Raw genomic sequence first — 15,850 nt, 5'->3', positions numbered from 1 at the left:
GCCGGGAGCCGTCAGATGATCGTGCCGACGTCCTGCGCGACCAAGTTGTCCAAGGCTCGCTCGGCCACCGCGGCAATCGTCATCGACGGGTTGCAGGCTGCGGTGTTGCCGGGCATGAGCGCGCCGTCGAGCACGTACAGACCCCGCTGACCGTGCACCCGGCCGTCCAGGTCGCAGACGGCCCCCATGCTCGCACCGCCGAGAGGGTGCCAGGTCGACGGGAACAGCAGGTTGGTGTCGGTGAGAATGCTTGCCGGACCGGCGATCCGGTGCGCGGCGGGACCGATGTGGTTGTCCTGGATGTAGCTGTCACCGTCCTGCGGCCACTGCAGAACGGCGTCGTCGCGGGCCGCGTCGTAGACGAAGTGGCCACGACCGTCGCTGACGCCGTAGCCGACCATCATGGTGCTGTTGGCGTCGGCGCCCATCGGTGGGATGGACGCCTGGATCACGGTGTGGGCGGTGTGCGGATCGTCCCAGTTCTCGCTTCCGTAGACGACCGGCCCGCCTTGCTCCGCGCCGAAACTCGCCGTGGGATCGGTCCACAGATAGATGCGGTCGGCGTTGGTGCCCCAGCCCTGACCGAGACCGTCGGGCATGTCGGGGATGAGCCCTCTGCCCGAGGCGCGCATCAGCAGCCTCGTCGTGTTGAGGCTTCCGGCCGCCATCACGAGGGCGCCGGTGGTGATGATCTTGTTCTCCAGCACGGCGCCGCTGGTGTCCAAGCGCTCGACGTGGACGATCCACCGGCCGTCGGCGGCACGCTCCACGTCGGTGACCTGGTGCAGCGGCTCGACCGTCACCAGACCGGTCGCCTCGGCCGCGGCGATATAGGTGACGTCCACCGAGTGCTTGCCGCCGTTGTTCACCCCCATGGCGCCGTCACCGTTGGTGTAGGAGGGCTTCATCTCCCCCCGCAGTTCGGCCAGCGCGTAGTTCCAGTCGATGGGCATCGGGATCTTCGACAGCGGAAGTCCGGCGCGCCGCACGTGGTCGGCGAAGACCCGCGAGGCGGCGTAGCTGGGACTGGCGATCAGCTCGTCCGGGGCCACGGCCAAGCCGAGCATGTGCGCGACCCGCGGGTAGTGCACGCGATCCATGGTCGCCCAGTCGAGGGCCTCGGGGAAGTGGGTGTCGAACACCGCTTGCGCCGGTTGCAGGGACATTCCTTGATAGACCAGCGATCCACCGCCCACGCCCGCCGCGCACAGCGCGGTCATGTTGGTCCCGGGCACCGCCTCCACCAAACCGGTGAACGGCTCGAAAACCAATGGCTTACCGAACAGCACCGGGCTGGACTTGTACCAGAGCACCCGCTTGTCCAACGCCGAGGCGCGCGGGAAGGTCTCGGAATTCGGACCGGTCGGCCAGCGCAGGCCCCGTTCGAGCACGAGTACCCGGACTCCGGCCTCGGCAAGGCGCAGGGCGGTGACGCCGCCGCCGAACCCCGATCCGATGACGACCACCCGATGCTCCTCGCGGGTGAGCGGAACGCTGTTCACCCGCGCGGCGATCGGACCGGTCGTGTTCGCGTAGCGCGAAGCGGCCAGCAGGCCACCCGCCGCGGCAGCCCCGGTCAACAGTGACCGGCGCGTAATTGCTGACATCACACACCCTCGAAGATCAGACGCGAGCAGGGAACTCGCGCGGCCGACCACGGCCGCTACGGGACAGTAATATGACCGGACATATGTGTCCGGTAGTGTGCGAATCTGTAGCAAAGATCACAATTCCGGGGAGGTACGCGCATTCCGGCGCACCACGGTTGGGCCGAGCCGAAGTTGCCGGAGGAGCCGCCAGTGCAAAGTACGGAATGCCCGGCGGGCGCATCACCGCAGCAAGAACGCCATGTTGCTCGTCGGCGATTCAACACCCATCCCGCCGAGAACGAAGGATTCTTGGGGAACCGTCCCGGGGCCGCGTAGGCGCCGCCCTTGCTGCGCTGCGCTCGAATGGCGGGCTACAGGGTTCCACGCTTGATTCGTTTGCTGCGCGCGTTGCCGCTCGATGCCACCCGAAAGGCGATGAAGGACCGTTCGCGGCAGCGGATTCCGCACGCTGCCGCTCCCCGGATATCGTGCAGATGCCGCTCGCAGAAAGGATGCCGCATGACCGACTTCCCCGATTTCGACGCCCTGCGCGCCGCGGTGGGCACCGAGTTCGGCCCGGGCGAGTGGCTCGAGATCGACCAGCGGCGCATCGACCTATTCGCCGAGGCGACCGGCGACCACCAGTGGATCCACATCGATCCGGACCGCGCCGCGAATGGCCCGTACGGGGCCACCATCGCCCACGGGTTCCTCACCCTCGCGTTGCTCGCCCCGATCAGCCAGCAGCTGATGACGGTGCGGTCGGCCCGGATGGCGATCAACTACGGGCTGAACAAAGCGCGCTTCGTCAGCCCGGTGCGCGTCGGCAGCCGGGTGCGCGGCACCGTCACGCTCACCGCCGTCACCGACGTGCCCGGCGGCGTGCAGGCCGAACGGACCGTGACCATTACCGCCGAGGGTGCGGACAAGCCGGCCTGCGTCGCCGAACACCTGGTCCGTTACCTGGACTGAGGGGGCACACTGATTCGCAACACCTCACTTGCCGATCGGTGAGTTCACTCGGCCGAGCAGTAGCGGGGCGACGCTTCGGGCTGTCCATGGTTCAGCGGACAGCGCGGGAACGATCACGACGGCGCCCCCGGATCCCGCGCCACTGCGCGACGACGGCTGAGCACTGCGCCATACCCGCGGGTTCGGCGCACACAGCTAAGGGGCGGTGATCCGCTCGACGTCGGAAGCGCGGGAGCGGCACGCCGACGAACCGCGCGGCCGGCGTGCCGCTCCCCGGCCACGCCGGGCTCGAGTCCAGCGGCCTGCGGCGCCTCGCCGTGCAGCGGCTCGCCGACGGCCGGCGCCGCGACCGGGTGGGGAGAAAAGCGCCAGGCCCGCATGTCGGGGTTTCCCCCCGGTCGGCGGAGGTGCTATACATTAGGGGAGGCTTACCTCGTTAGTCGAGGCTAACCTCAGCGGAAAGGTGATCCTGGCTGTGAGGCTTCATGTACGTCTGTATTTGTAACGCGGTGTCCGAAGGCGATGTGCACACCTGCGTTGCGGCGGGCGCCGACAGCATCCGCCAGGTGAAGAACGCCTGTGGCTGGAAACCCGGCTGCGGCAGTTGCACGGCGCGATTGGCCGAGGTGATAGGCCGCGCCCGGGCGACGACCGGAGCGCAACCCACGGCCGCCTGAAGCGACACACCAGGCGGTCTCTCCCGCGCTGCGCACTTTTTGTGCCACGATCGCTGCTATGGACGGCGACAAGGACATCGTGGCGTTGCTCAACGAGCAACTGACGGCCGAACTCACGGCGATCAACCAGTACTTCCTGCACGCCAAGATGCAGGAGAACTGGGGTTTCACCAAGCTGGCGCGACACACTCGGCACGAGTCCATCGATGAGATGAAACATGCCGAGCTCCTCACCGACCGGATTCTGTTCCTGGAGGGGCTGCCGAACTATCAGAAGCTCAATCCGCTGCGCATCGGGCAGAGCGTGCCGGAGCAACTGCGGGCCGATCTGCAGATCGAGCTGGAAGCGGTGGAACGACTCCGGCGAGGCATCGAATTGATGCGGTCGCGCGGGGACGTGACTTCGGCGCGCATCTTCGAGCACATCCTCGAAGACGAGGAACAGCACGTCGATTACCTGGAGACCGAACTCGATCTGGTGGAGAAGCTCGGCGAGCCGCTGTACCTCCAGCGCTTCACCGAGACCCCGGACGACTGACCCGGCTTTCCGCCGCGCCACGCCGGGACTGCCCGGCGATGCCCTCCAGCGCTCGCCGCGCCGGCGCGTATCGCCGGGTCAGTTACTTCCGATGCTCGCCAGCCACCGAACAGCTACCGATCCAGCCTGGCGATCGTCCGGAGATGAAGGGCATCCTCGGGTCCGCGCCGGACGAAGCCGGGTCGTGAGCGACCGTCTCGCTCAGCGGTCCGGCCAGACGTCCTTCAGCCGCCGCGCCGCCTCGGCGGCCTGACGCACGCCGGCCGCGTGTGCGGGGGCCAGCGCGGCCGGGGCGAACACGTCGAGTCCGAACGCGGCGATGGCGTCGTTGTCGGGGACGATGGAAATCTCGGTGGCCGAACCCAATTCGCGATCACTGGGGATACGCGGGAACATGTGCGCCAAGGGTTCCGCGATCACCACGACATCGGCGCCCGCGGCGAGGTCGGCGTTGACCGGCGAGCGCAGCCCGCCGTCGACGTAGAGACTCCCGTCGATCGGAATCGGCGGGAAGACGCCCGGCACCGCGGTGCTCGACGCCAGCGCCGCGGGCAACGACGCCGCGCCGTCCCTGGTCCACGCCCGCAGGTCACCGGTGGTGATGTCGATCGCGGTGACGACGAGGTCGCGCTCGGGCCACTGCGTCACACCGGCCAGCCCGCCGATGCGCGCGATGTGCTCGTCCGGATCGCCGACCCGGGCGGCCAGCGCCAGCGCACCCGCCCGGCGACGCCCCTCAGCGGGATCCTGCCCGGGCGTCCGCAGCACGGCGAGGATCTCCCCCATCCGCGCCGGATCCGCGCGCACCGGCGCCGATGCCGAGGGCGGCCGCAACAACCGCGCCGGATCGCCACCATCGGCCAGCACCGCGCCGACCACCGCTCCGGCGGAGGTCCCCACGAAGCGGTCCGCCAGCGCCAAGTCGACACCGCTTTCCCGCAACCCGGTGGCCAACCCCGCCAACCACGCGATGCCGACCGGACCGCCCCCGCCCAGCACGAGCGCGACCGAAAACTCTTTGGGAACCACCGAGTCCGACATACCGCCAGCCTATCCGCACCGTGCCTGGCCGACGGCTGCTCGCCGAGCCGACTCGACGATCCTCGTAAGACCATCGTGCCGCCGCTGTGTCCGCGGATACCCGACACGACAACCGTCCGCTGTATCAGCTCCTGCCTGGGCATAACTCGCACCGATCGCGGACCGCTGTCGCGTATCGGACGGGAGGCGAGGAGCGCGCTCGGGTGTCTTCTCCGGTCTGATGTTGGGCGACGTCAGTTTGCCGGTGTGTACCGATAACGTCGTGGCTCACCGCGATGCCGCACCGGCGCGGATCACCTCGACCGACAACTGCCGCCACGGCGACGTCAACCGGACCAGCTCGTCGACCGTCGGCTCGGCCGCCTCGGGCAAGTCGTGGCCCGGCCGGAAGTGGACCGTCGTCCCGGTCGTGCCGTCCGCGGCGACCGGCAGCAGATCGGTGACCGGGACGCCGTTCTCATAGCGTTGCGTCCAAGCTCCGTGCCGCCGGCGATTGGTGTGCACGAGCCATGGGCTCAGCGCCGCGACGACGGACATGCCACGGCGCGGATGACCGTCGGGCAGGCATTCCGCATCAGGGAAGTCGAAGAACCGCAGATCTTTCGTCGCCATGATCGGCTTCTTGACGTGGCGGCCGCCGACGTCGATGCGGGTGTCGGTGCCTCTTCCATCGTCGGACACCGACACCGAACCATCGGTGTGCAAGGTCACGACGCACCGTCCGCCGTTCCCACATGCGGCTTCGTCCGCCGCGTAGGCGACGACTTCGAGAATCAGGTGACGGATACCGCCGGGAGCCATCGCTTCCGGCTCGCGGCGAATCCGTTCCAGGTGGGCGAGGTCCACGGCGCCGGCCCAGTCGTGCGTCGTATTCTCCCAAGGGCTTCCAGTACCGTCCATGGCATCAGTAGAGCGCACTTCACCAGTAGACCGCCCATCGTTTCCGGGTCGCAGTGCCTGCGGGACGGTCTCGACGGCATGAATCCGACCGGGCTGCCGATCAGGGATGCCTCGACCAGCGAAGACCCTGTGGGATAACCGAATCCGTCATCCTGGGGTCGAGTCAGGGAGGCTGCTCATGCCAATCGGATATCGTCAGCGCAAATCGTTCGGACCGCTGAAGCTCAACGTCACCCAATCGGGGCTGTCGTCGGGGAGTATCAGAATCGGCCCCTGGTCGCGGAACTCCCGAACCAAGAAGAACCGTGTGGACCTGCCGGGTCCGCTGGGCTGGCGCCAGCGCTGAACAGCGCTGGACTTCACCCAAGGGCTGGACCGATTCAGGCCCAGATCCGCGACAGCGCCGAGCGGGCGTACGTCTGCTGGGGCGTCACGGTGATCAGGTCGCAGACCTCGACCAGTTGCGCCGGTACCGCATTGCCGAAGTGGTGCAGACCGGGAGCGATCACGGCGTCGACGCCGAACGTGCGGACGACGTCGACGAGGCGATCCACCGGTGCGTCGGTACCGGCGCCGAAGGTCACCGTCTTGCACAGCTCGTAACCCAGCCGCTTGGCCAAACTCCGCATCTGCGCTTCGTCCCAATCCTGGGACACACCCGAGACGTCTTTGCGGAGATATCCCAGCGCGGGTGGTTTGGCCCTCATCGGTGCTCCCTTGCCGCGATCGTTGCCGAAGTAGTCGAAGGCCTGCACTCCTGCGGCTCGCGCGGTTACGGCGCGGAGTGCAGGCTGAGCAAGTTATTGACATCATATGTTGTCAACAGCAGTCGATGTCAACATGTTCGGCGTTCGGCAAGCCAGCTTTCCGGCATCACCCGGATCGAGCGCACCGCCGAGAACCCGGCGGCGTCGGTGAAGCCCGTTCGGCTGTGAGACCAGTTGACCTGCAGCTACTTTCGTTGCTACTACCCGCACCGGCCGCGGTTGGGGGTGTCGGCTACTCCAGGATTCCGGTCTGCCTACCCGCTCCAGGCGCCTGAGTCATGGGCCGCCGCGCCAAGACCACGCCGAGGGCGATCATGCCCGCGCCGAGCACGAAGTGCAGCCAGTTGTCGGCCGTATCGAGCGGCACGAAGTTCGCGTCGCTGTCAGGGTTCACGACCAGTCCGTACAGCCACAGCACGAGATACACCACGCCGCCGCCGATGAGGAACGCGCGCGCCGACGCAGCGGTGCGCGCGGCCAGCACTCCGGCGATGCCGAAAGCCAAGTGGACCACGTTGTGCAGCACCGACACGCGGAACAGACCGAGCAACTGGGCCTGGGAGTGATGCCCCGCCCACTCGAGTTCGCCGTAGTCGGTCGTGATTCCCGGAATGAACCCCAGGATGCCGACCAGCAGGAACGTCGCTCCGACCGCCATGGCGGCGACCTGGAGCGGAGACCGCCGATCCGTTGTCGCGCCGGATGTGGAATTGGACATCGCCGAACCAGCCCTTCGCTGTGGGTTGACCTCCGTCCCCACCGTGCTACCCGGGCGAAAACGAGGCAAACAGCGAGCCCTCGGGCCACTGCGCGCGACGAACGAGTGGGACCTGAGACGCCACCCACACACGTGCGGTCACGGCGTGATCGTGATCCCCGTCTCCTCCGATCGCCGCACCGGACCCGAGTCGGCGATGTTCGCGCTGGCACACCCGTCCGCCACAAGATCAGTGGCGGGTTTCGGACGAAGCCGGGACACCTCAGCCCCGCGCCGAGGACTCGCGCGCGCCATCCGGTCGGTGAATACTGTCACCGACTCGAAAACAACTGTCCGCCTTGGTGAGCCGACGCAGTCTGTCAACCGGATGGTGATGCCAGGGAGGCAAGGGCCATGTTGGTCTGGTGTGTTGTGACGATGATCGTGGTCGTTCTGCTGGGCGCGGCCGCGTCGGCGATGGCATGGGATCCGCGGGGTAGCCGCCGCTCGGCTGCCGCCCCGCCGGTTCCGGCACCGGCGACCTCGGAATCCACCGCGGTGAACCCGAGTGACTGGCCGCGCACACAGGACACCCGACGTCCGGCCCGCACGATGGAAACGAGTTCACGCGCGCGGTAGCGCGATCCCCGACGCGACAGGCGTATCCGCAGATCATCACCCCCGCACGGGCGGGGCGAGCACGGAAACGGCCGAGGCGCTCGCGCACACACCGACGAAACTCGTGCGATGGGTGACGCGACGCCTCGGCCGCGATCGCTACGGTCGGTTCAGCTGACGGAGACGCTGCCGCCCTTGGGCAGGTAACCGATCTTCTCCACGGGCAGCTCGCCGACCACGGAACCGGTGCAGTCCCTTCCGGAGTACAGCGTGACGGCACGATCGGTGCTGTTGACGACGGTGATCTGGAACGTGGTGTAGAAGGTGCCGTCGGTGTTCAAGCAGCCCACCGGATCCGCGTGCAGCTCACCGTTGATCCCCAGCGTGCCGACCGCGGCCTGCGCCGTTCCCGCCGACAGCATGGCCGCGGCCCCTGCCAGGGCGAGCGCACCGACAAACCCAGCAGTACGAATCATTCGTGCCTCCAGTTCTTTTCGATGTCGACCAACCCCGAAGCCGACGTCTCGTGAAAATGCGCCTGTGATTCTGTCACGAGTTCCGACCGGACGGAACCGTGCTGGTCCCGGCGCCGGGAGACACGACATCGCCCGGCCGGGCGCCGATCGCGTCCGGCCGGGCGAAAATCCGTGGTCAGGCGGCGGCGTGCGCGGCGCCCACCGTCCGCACGTCCCTGCGGACCCCGAACGCCACGACGATCTCCATGATGCCGAGGATGATCAGCCACACCCCCGCCAAGACGGCCAGCGTAGCCACCGACCGAACCGGCCAGACGATCAGGACGACACCCGCGGCCGCGGTCACCACGCCGAAGAACACCTGCCACCAGCGCCCGGGCATCGCGGGTTCCGAGATCGCCGCCGCCAGCAGCGCGATCCCGCGGAAGAGCCAGCCGATGCCGATCCACAGTCCCAACAGCAGGATCGAGGCCAGTTCGTCGCGGAAGCAGAACACGCCGACCACGATGGACAGCACGCCGATGATGAACGACAGCACCCGCAGCCCGGCACTGGCCGGCGCGCCGAAGGCCGCGATCAACTGCAGGAAGCCGGTGACCACCAGATAGATGCCGAAGACGATGCCCGCCGCCTGCAGGGTGATGTCCGGCCAGACCAGGATCAAGATGCCGAGGATCACCGCCAGAACGCCGGTGAGCAGAACGGTTTGCCACGCACGGCGGGCAAGAGACTGCAAGGGACCCTCTACCACGCTGTTTGTCGTCATGCATTGATGCTATAGCTGAGGTTCCGCGTTTTCTGATCATTTGCCGACCCGGCCGCACGGCGGTTGTTCGGCCGGTACCGCGGCGTTGCCCGGAGTTCACGTTTCGCCGTCCGGCCGGTCGGGTAGTCATCACGGAGTGACTCTTCGTTGGCGCCCCTGGGGTGAACGGGTGGGTCGGGGTTCGGTGAGACTCGGGTGGCTAGGAGAAGAGGGTGGCGGTTCTGCTCGTGTTGCAGGCGCGTGGGCTCGGTGATCTACTCACCGCGGTCCCGGCTCTACGTGCACTGCGCCGGGCCAAACCCCACGATCGCATCGTCCTGGCGGCACCGCAGCGGCTCAAGCCCATCGTCGACTTGATCGCCTCGGTCGACGCACTGGTGCCGACCGCCGATCCGAGCAGTCTCCGCTGGGACGCGCCCCCACCCGAATTGGCGGTCAACCTGCACGGCGCCAGCGCGGAAAGCATCGTCATGCTGGCCAAGACCGACCCCGGACGCATCCTCTCCTTTCGCAACGCCGCGTTTCCCGAGCTACCCGGCCCCGAGTGGGAAACCGACATGCACGTTGTGGACCGCTGGTGTCACCTGCTCGAGTACGACGGCATCGGAGCCGATCGACGCAACCTCGGACTGGTACCGCCGGTGTCGACGACCAGCCGCCGCGACTGCGTGGTCGTGCACGTCGGCGCAGGCGCGCCGGCCCGCCGCTGGCCCCCGGACCGTTTCGCCGCGGTGGTGCGGCACTTGCTGGTCCTCGGGCGCGAAGTGGTCCTGACCGGCGACGAGAACGAACGCCAACTCGCACTGGGCATCGCCGCGCGGGCCGGGCTGCCGGCCGGCCGGGTGCTCGCCGGGGAACAGAACCTCATCGATCTGGCCGCCACGGTCGCCGAGGCGGCGCTGGTGATCTGCGGGGACACCGGCGTCGCCCATCTGGCCACGGCGTTCGGCACCCGCACCGTCCTGCTGTTCGGCCCCACGCCCCCGCGGTGGGCGGGCCCGCCCGCGCACCTGCTGGGCAGGCACGCGGTGTTGTGGAGCGGCCAGATCGGCGACCCGCACGCCGACACCCCCGATCCCGGGCTGTTGCAGATCGGGGTCACCGAGGTGATCAATGCGGTCGACAAACAGTTGAGCACGCGCAACTGGCCCCGCACGAACACCGACCGCCGCAAACCTGCGTATCGGCGCGTCGGATGACCGCCCCCCGACGCCACCCGGGATGACGCGTCCGCGGTTCAGGCGTTCGCGGTCGCGATCGCCGCGGAGTACGCGGCGATGGCACTCGGCCAGAACTGCTCGAGATAGTCACGGGCGTCGGCCAGGCCACGCGGATCCAAGGAGTACAGCCTCCGGTTGCCTTCCGGCCGCATCATGACCAACCGTGCCTCGCGCAGCACGCGCAAATGCTGGGAGACCGCCGAGCTGGTGACGCCCAGGTCGTGCGCGATGTCGCCGACCGAGCGCGGGTTCTGCGGCAAAGCCTCGAAGATAGCGCGCCGGGTCGGGTCCGCCAGCGCCGTCAGGGCACGAACTCCATTAGTCGCCACTCACATAGTGTGGGCGTCCGACGTTTCGCCGGTCAACAGTTGGGCAAGAGGGCGTATTCCCAGCTCATGCGCCGAACAGCGAATCATCGTTACCTACCCGTGACCGACGAGCTGGGCGTTCGATGCCCGGTGACGATAGCCACAGGATTGCCGACCGGCGCGCCGGCTCCCTTACGTTCGATGCATGCCCGTGACCTTTCCGTTACCGATTCGCCGGAGCGTGACCCGGCTGCGCCGCGACAGCGCCGCCGCCCGTGTCCTCGCCGCCGCCGCGGTCGTCACCGCCTCCGTCGGCATCCTCGCCGCGGCGCAGCAGGACCAGGACACCGACGCCTCCGCCCGCCTCGTCGCGGGCAAGATCGCCTCGGGCGAGATCCGCCCGGCCGAGGGCACGACGCAGTTCGCCGTCTTCGCCCCGGACCAGAACCAGGCGCCGCAAGCCGCCCCGCTGCCCGCACCGTGGGACCCGAACCGGATCGCCCAGGACTTCACCCCACCGAAGACCGTCCGTCCCGTGGCCGGCGTGCTCACCTCGAATTTCGGGACTCGCTGGGGCACGCTGCACGCGGGCCTGGATTTCGGTGACCCGCTCGGGGCGCCGATCGCCGCGGTCACCGACGGCGTCGTGATCGAGGCCGGACCCGCCTCCGGCTTCGGCCTGTGGGTGCGGGTGCAACAGGACGACGGCACCGTCGGCGTCTACGGCCACGTCAACGACATCCTCGTCGCCGTGGGCCAGCCGGTCCGCGCGGGCGACGTCATCGCGACGGTCGGCAACCGTGGCTATTCCACCGGCCCGCATCTGCACTACGAGGTCCACCTGCCCGACGGCGCACCGATCGACCCGCGTCCCTGGCTGGCCGGGCGCGGCATCGACGTCGGGTTCGCCGCGGAGGACTGATCCCGGACCCGTTCGTGGGACATGAGCCCGCGAACAAACTCGGCGACAATGCCGTCGCCCTCGACGGGGCCGCGAACGCAACGGCGCGTTCGCGGCCCTTTCCCGATCTCCCCACCATGCCGCCTCCCTGGTATCGCCGGGACGCTCGACCCGATACCGGGGTACTAGGCGCGAATGGCGCTGCGGCGGGACGCTGTGCGGGGTTCGCGGTTTCTACGTTCGGTCCATGTCCACAACACATTTCGCCACGGCGCCGCAGGGCGAGTCCTCGACGCCGCGATCGCGGGCGAGCACGACAGTGGCGGGGCGCGCGCGACTGCATCGACCGCTACTCGGCACGGTCACCGCGATGGCCGCGCTCGTCCTGTTCTGCCTGGCGGCGATGCTGGTCGACGACCGCACGCTGCTCGGGGAGTCGGTCTGGCTCAAGCCGATGAAGTTCGGGCTGGCCTTCTTCCTCTACAGCCTCACTCTGGCATGGCTGCTGTCGTTGCCGCACAAGGGAAACCGCGCTACCTGGTGGCTGGGCACGGTATTCGCGGTGACCGGATTCATCGACGTCGGATTCATCGTGGTGCAAGCCGCCCGCGGCACCTTCAGCCACTTCAACACCGAGGACGACCCGGTGAACTCGATCGGGCAGGTGGTCTTCGCCTCCGGCGTGCCCGGCCTGTTCCTCGCCAATCTGATCATCGTGCTGATCCTGGCCTGGCAGCGGTTGGTGGACCGCCCGACAGCGCGGGCCATCCACGCCGGTCTGGCCCTGGCCGTCGTCGGCATGGCGCTGGGTTACCTGATGGGGTTCACCGGTAAGCAACTCGTCCGCGACAGCGACGGGCGCGTGGTCGAGTTGGCCGCAGGGCACACGGTCCTGGCCGACGCGGGCGATCTCGCCCCGCGCGACGCCATGGCGGGCATGCCGATCACGCACTGGAGCACCGTCGGCGGTGACCTGCGCGTTCCGCACTTCGTCGGGCTGCACGGCATCCAGGTCCTGCCGCTGGTGGCTGTCGCGCTCGCCTGGCTCGCTCCCCGCTACCGCTGGCTGCGGCCAGAACGCGCCCGCGCCGCGGTCGTCGGCGTGCTGGCCGCCGGGTACGCCGGTGTGCTCGCGCTCGTCTTCTGGCAGGCGATGCGGGCGCAGTCGCTGGTCCACCCGGACGAGGCCAGCTGGCTCGCGGCAGGCGGACTGGCCGCGACCGTCGGCGTGCTGCTCGGCGCGGTGTACCTCCGTCACCGCGGCGCCGGCGCGGGGCATCCCCGTTCGGCTGCGGAGCCGGTCAGCGGAGGCGTTCGGCGTCACGGGTGAGCGCGACCAGGGTCTTGCCGAGCGCGGCGAGTTCATCGGACGTCGCACCCTCCGCGATGGCGGTGGCGACGTCCTCGGCGGCGCAGCGGGCGGCGAACCAGCGATCGGCCAAGTCGGCCGCCTCCTGGGCGCTGAGCACAACCGCGTCGTCGGGGATCCCGGTCCCCTTCAAGCTGTTGCGGTGTTCGTAGGCGCGTTGGCGACAGGACTGGCGGCAGTACCGGCGACGGCGGCCGGCCTCCGATTCCACGATCTCCCGCCCACACCACTGGCAGGACAAGCGGCGCGACATGACGCAGAACACTAATAGCCCGCGACCCGCGATCCGCTCACTGACCCCCGGAGAATCGCCCCGCATCGGGCATGGCGAGGCAGGCGTGCCGAGGGCACTACAATGGAACGGTTCACCGCGGCCGCGTCGGGAACTATCGGCGCAGGCCCGATCGTTGTACATCAAGTCCGGCGGATGCCCCGCGCACTCGTGCGGACACGGTCGCAGCGCACGAAGACTCGAGCACACAGGGAGAGGCACACCATGGCAGATCGCGTACTCCGAGGCAGTCGGCTCGGAGCGGTGAGCTACGAGACCGATCGCGACCACGACCTGGCTCCGCGTCGGATCGCCCGGTACCGGACCGACAACGGCGAGGAATTCGACGTTCCCTTCGCCGACGACGCCGAGATCCCGCCGACCTGGCTGTGCCGCAACGGCCAGGAGGGTGTGCTGATCGAGGGCACCACGCAGGAGACCAAGAAGGTCAAGCCGCCGCGCACGCACTGGGACATGCTGTTGGAGCGCCGCAGCAAGGAGGAACTCGAGGAGTTGCTCAAGGAGCGCCTCGAACTGCTCAAGACCCGCCGCCGCGCCTGACGGTTCGCGCAGTACGGAAACGGCCGCCGCATCGTTCGATGCGGCGGCCGTTCGCTGTCCGGGTCAGCGGCTGGCCACCTTGCGGTAGCGAAGCAGCGCCAGCGGCACGGCCACCACGAGGATCCCAACCGAGCAGGCCACCGCGTACTCGACGCAGTGGTCGGCGGCCCAGCCGCTGGGCGGGACGAAGGTGGGCGGCGAGTCGTTGTCGAACAACTTGCGTCCGGCCGCCGAGACCGCGGTGATCGGATTCCATTCGGCGATCGTGCGCAGCGGGCCGGGCAGGGTCTCGGCCGAGATGAACGCCGAGGAGATGAACGTCAGCGGGAACAGCCAGATCAGCCCGGCGCTCTGCGCCACCTCGACGGTCGGTGACAGCAAGCCGGTCAGCGCGCCGACCCAGGACATCGCGAACGCGAACAGCAGGATCACGCCGAACGCCAGCACGGCGTCGGTGACGCTGCCGTGGATGCGCCACCCGACCACGTATCCGCACCCGACCATCACCGCCAGGCTGAGGATGTTGACCACGAGGTCGGACAGCGTGCGGCCCATCAGCACGGCCAGCCGCGACATCGGCAGCGCCCGCATCCGGTCGATGATGCCCTTCTGCAGGTCCCCGGCCAGCCCTACCGTGGTGAACGCGGCGTTGAACGCCACCGTCTGGGTGAAAATGCCCGCGAGCAGGAACTCCCGGTACTGGCCACCGCCGAGCGACGCGCCGAAGATGTAAGCGAACAGGAACACGAACATCAGCGGCTGAATCGTCGCGGTCACCAGCAGCGTGGGCACGCGCAGGATGGTCAGCAGATTGCGATGGGCCACGATCGCGCTGTCCCGGAACAACCGCAGCCGGGGAGCGGAATCCGGCTGCGCCGCGGCCTTTCTCGACCGCGGATCCGCCTTCGGGGCCGCCTCCCGCACCATTGCCGTACTCACGACATGATCTCCTCTGGTACGTCATCGGTCTCCGGTTCCGCGACGGGCGTGTCGCCCGGCTTGCCGGTGAGGGAAAGGAATACGTCGTCGAGGCTCGGCCGGTGCACGTTCGCGTCGACCACGCAGACGCCCGCGTCGTCGAGCCTGCGCAGCGCCTCCACCATGGTGCGCGAGCCGTCGCCGACCACCACCGATACCTCATCGGTGCCCGCCTCGTGCGCGGGGTTGCCGACGCCGACCTGCGCAAGCACGGCCAGCGCGGGTTCGGCGGCCTGCCCGGCGGCCAGGGTGACGGTGAGCCGGTCACCGCCGATCGAGGTCTTCAGCTCGTCGGCCGACCCGCGCGCGATGACCCGCCCGTGGTCGATGACGGTGATGCGGTCGGCCAGCAGGTCCGCCTCTTCCAGGTATTGCGTGGTGAGCAGCACCGTGGTCCCGTCGTCCACGAGGTCGCCGATCACCCGCCACATGTCCAGCCTGCCGCGCGGGTCCAAGCCCGTGGTCGGCTCGTCCAGCACCACCACGGGCGGCCGGGCGACCAGCGCGCCCGCGAGGTCGAGCCGCCTGGCCATGCCACCGGAGTACGTCCCCGCCCTGCGGTGCGCGGCGTAGTCGAGTCCGAGGGCGCCGAGCAGTTCGGTGGCCCGAGCGGTCGCCCGGCGCGGGGACATCCCGTACAGCCGGGCCACCATGCGCAGGTTCTCGTAGCCGGACAGGTTGGCGTCGACGGCGGCGTACTGGCCGGACAGCCCGATCCGCTTGCGCGCCGCCGAAGGATCGTGCAGCACGTCGACGCCCGCCACCCGCACCGACCCGGCGGAGGGCTTCAGCAACGTGGTGACGATCCGCACGGTCGTCGTCTTGCCCGCACCGTTCGGTCCGAGCAGTCCCATCACGGTGCCCGTGGGGATTCGTAGGTCGATCTCGTCCAGGACGCGGGCCCGGCCGTAGTTCTTCACCAGGCCGGTCACCTCGACCGCGAAGCTCACCTGTGCGTCTCCTTCGTCTCCAGCCACCTCCGCAGCACCGGCCCGATCACCGCCAGTGCGTCCGGCGTGGTCATCGCGGAGTGCGCGCAGCGCAGCTCGTGGTCGTGGACGGCACCGGTGACGTACGGCTGCCAGGCCTCGGCGCACCGATCGGGATCGGCCCGGTTGACCGGGTCGTCGCCCGCCGTGAAGAACAACAGGTCGCCGTCGAACGGGCGCGGCCGGAAGCTGTGCGCGAGCACGGTGCCGTT

The 15,850-nt window shown here is 68.8% G+C and carries 19 protein-coding genes; 7 read left to right on the top strand and 12 right to left on the bottom strand.

What is annotated here, in order from left to right:
• Window positions 1–11: 11 nt before the first annotated feature.
• Window positions 12–1,607 carry a GMC oxidoreductase gene (locus tag QMG86_RS12160; protein ID WP_281879563.1) on the bottom strand — a complete coding sequence of 532 codons (1,596 nt, stop codon included), beginning with the start codon at window positions 1,605–1,607 and terminating at the stop codon, window positions 12–14.
• Between the two features lie 501 nt (window positions 1,608–2,108).
• Here QMG86_RS12160 and QMG86_RS12155 point away from each other — a divergent pair.
• From QMG86_RS12155 to bfr, 3 genes are all read left to right on the top strand, one after another.
• On the top strand, window positions 2,109–2,561 hold the full coding sequence (locus tag QMG86_RS12155; RefSeq protein WP_281879562.1) for a MaoC family dehydratase: 453 nt from the start codon (window positions 2,109–2,111) through the stop codon (window positions 2,559–2,561).
• A 485-nt stretch (window positions 2,562–3,046) separates the two neighbouring features.
• On the top strand, window positions 3,047–3,238 hold the full coding sequence (locus QMG86_RS12150; protein ID WP_281879561.1) for a (2Fe-2S)-binding protein: 192 nt from the start codon (window positions 3,047–3,049) through the stop codon (window positions 3,236–3,238).
• A gap of 58 nt (window positions 3,239–3,296) precedes the next feature.
• Entirely contained in the window at window positions 3,297–3,776 is a 480-nt protein-coding gene (gene bfr, locus QMG86_RS12145) for a bacterioferritin (protein ID WP_067807548.1), read from the top strand.
• Between the two features lie 201 nt (window positions 3,777–3,977).
• Here the strand turns inward: bfr and QMG86_RS12140 are convergent, their stop codons facing one another.
• The 6 genes from QMG86_RS12140 to QMG86_RS12110 form a co-directional block, all read right to left on the bottom strand.
• Entirely contained in the window at window positions 3,978–4,817 is an 840-nt protein-coding gene (locus QMG86_RS12140; RefSeq protein WP_281879560.1) for a patatin-like phospholipase family protein, read from the bottom strand.
• Between the two features lie 267 nt (window positions 4,818–5,084).
• On the bottom strand, window positions 5,085–5,717 hold the full coding sequence (locus tag QMG86_RS12135; protein ID WP_281879558.1) for a hypothetical protein: 633 nt from the start codon (window positions 5,715–5,717) through the stop codon (window positions 5,085–5,087).
• A gap of 380 nt (window positions 5,718–6,097) precedes the next feature.
• Window positions 6,098–6,424 (bottom strand): hypothetical protein, encoded by a 327-nt coding sequence (locus QMG86_RS12125; RefSeq protein WP_281879556.1) that lies wholly within the window; start codon window positions 6,422–6,424, stop codon window positions 6,098–6,100.
• 292 nt (window positions 6,425–6,716) lie between these two features.
• Entirely contained in the window at window positions 6,717–7,202 is a 486-nt protein-coding gene (locus QMG86_RS12120) for a DUF4383 domain-containing protein (RefSeq protein ID WP_281879555.1), read from the bottom strand.
• 767 nt (window positions 7,203–7,969) lie between these two features.
• The gene (locus tag QMG86_RS12115) at window positions 7,970–8,275 is read right to left on the bottom strand and encodes a hypothetical protein (RefSeq protein WP_039801814.1); all 306 of its coding nucleotides are present in this window, start codon (window positions 8,273–8,275) and stop codon (window positions 7,970–7,972) included.
• Window positions 8,276–8,450: 175 nt separating this feature from the next.
• Entirely contained in the window at window positions 8,451–9,041 is a 591-nt protein-coding gene (locus tag QMG86_RS12110) for an HdeD family acid-resistance protein (RefSeq protein ID WP_281879553.1), read from the bottom strand.
• Between the two features lie 212 nt (window positions 9,042–9,253).
• Between QMG86_RS12110 and QMG86_RS12105 the strand changes: the two genes are divergently transcribed.
• Window positions 9,254–10,240: a glycosyltransferase family 9 protein gene (locus tag QMG86_RS12105; RefSeq protein ID WP_281879550.1), complete on the top strand. Its 987-nt coding sequence runs from the start codon at window positions 9,254–9,256 to the stop codon at window positions 10,238–10,240.
• A 38-nt stretch (window positions 10,241–10,278) separates the two neighbouring features.
• Here QMG86_RS12105 and QMG86_RS12100 read toward each other — a convergent pair whose 3' ends face one another.
• Window positions 10,279–10,590 (bottom strand): ArsR/SmtB family transcription factor, encoded by a 312-nt coding sequence (locus tag QMG86_RS12100; RefSeq protein ID WP_281879549.1) that lies wholly within the window; start codon window positions 10,588–10,590, stop codon window positions 10,279–10,281.
• Window positions 10,591–10,774: 184 nt separating this feature from the next.
• Here QMG86_RS12100 and QMG86_RS12095 point away from each other — a divergent pair, with 184 nt between their 5' ends.
• Both QMG86_RS12095 and QMG86_RS12090 read left to right on the top strand, forming a co-directional pair.
• On the top strand, window positions 10,775–11,491 hold the full coding sequence (locus tag QMG86_RS12095) for a M23 family metallopeptidase (protein WP_281879548.1): 717 nt from the start codon (window positions 10,775–10,777) through the stop codon (window positions 11,489–11,491).
• A 226-nt stretch (window positions 11,492–11,717) separates the two neighbouring features.
• Window positions 11,718–12,800 carry a hypothetical protein gene (locus QMG86_RS12090; RefSeq protein WP_350356381.1) on the top strand — a complete coding sequence of 361 codons (1,083 nt, stop codon included), beginning with the start codon at window positions 11,718–11,720 and terminating at the stop codon, window positions 12,798–12,800.
• On the opposite strand, the gene QMG86_RS12085 is transcribed toward QMG86_RS12090, so the two are convergent.
• Complete coding sequence (locus QMG86_RS12085; RefSeq protein WP_159844287.1) at window positions 12,772–13,092, bottom strand: hypothetical protein; 321 nt, start codon at window positions 13,090–13,092, stop codon at window positions 12,772–12,774. The genes QMG86_RS12090 and QMG86_RS12085 overlap by 29 nt on opposite strands.
• A 243-nt stretch (window positions 13,093–13,335) precedes the next feature.
• Here QMG86_RS12085 and QMG86_RS12080 point away from each other — a divergent pair, with 243 nt between their 5' ends.
• Window positions 13,336–13,671, top strand: coding sequence for an RNA polymerase-binding protein RbpA (locus tag QMG86_RS12080; protein WP_043719627.1), 336 nt, complete (start codon window positions 13,336–13,338; stop codon window positions 13,669–13,671).
• 63 nt (window positions 13,672–13,734) lie between these two features.
• Here QMG86_RS12080 and QMG86_RS12075 read toward each other — a convergent pair whose 3' ends face one another.
• From QMG86_RS12075 to QMG86_RS12065, 3 genes are all read right to left on the bottom strand, one after another.
• Window positions 13,735–14,517: an ABC transporter permease gene (locus QMG86_RS12075; protein ID WP_281880922.1), complete on the bottom strand. Its 783-nt coding sequence runs from the start codon at window positions 14,515–14,517 to the stop codon at window positions 13,735–13,737.
• 89 nt (window positions 14,518–14,606) lie between these two features.
• Window positions 14,607–15,599, bottom strand: coding sequence for an ATP-binding cassette domain-containing protein (locus tag QMG86_RS12070; protein WP_281879547.1), 993 nt, complete (start codon window positions 15,597–15,599; stop codon window positions 14,607–14,609).
• Window positions 15,596–15,841, bottom strand: a complete 246-nt coding sequence (locus tag QMG86_RS12065; RefSeq protein ID WP_281879545.1) for a hypothetical protein — start codon at window positions 15,839–15,841, stop codon at window positions 15,596–15,598. Before QMG86_RS12065 ends, QMG86_RS12070 begins: the two co-directional genes overlap by 4 nt.
• Window positions 15,842–15,850: the final 9 nt, after the last annotated feature.

The sequence above is a fragment of the Nocardia sputorum genome (genome assembly GCF_027924405.1).
Lineage (GTDB): Bacteria > Actinomycetota > Actinomycetes > Mycobacteriales > Mycobacteriaceae > Nocardia > Nocardia sputorum.
The sequence above is the reverse complement of the archived record's forward strand: the minus strand, read 5'-3'. Positions and strand labels throughout refer to the sequence as shown.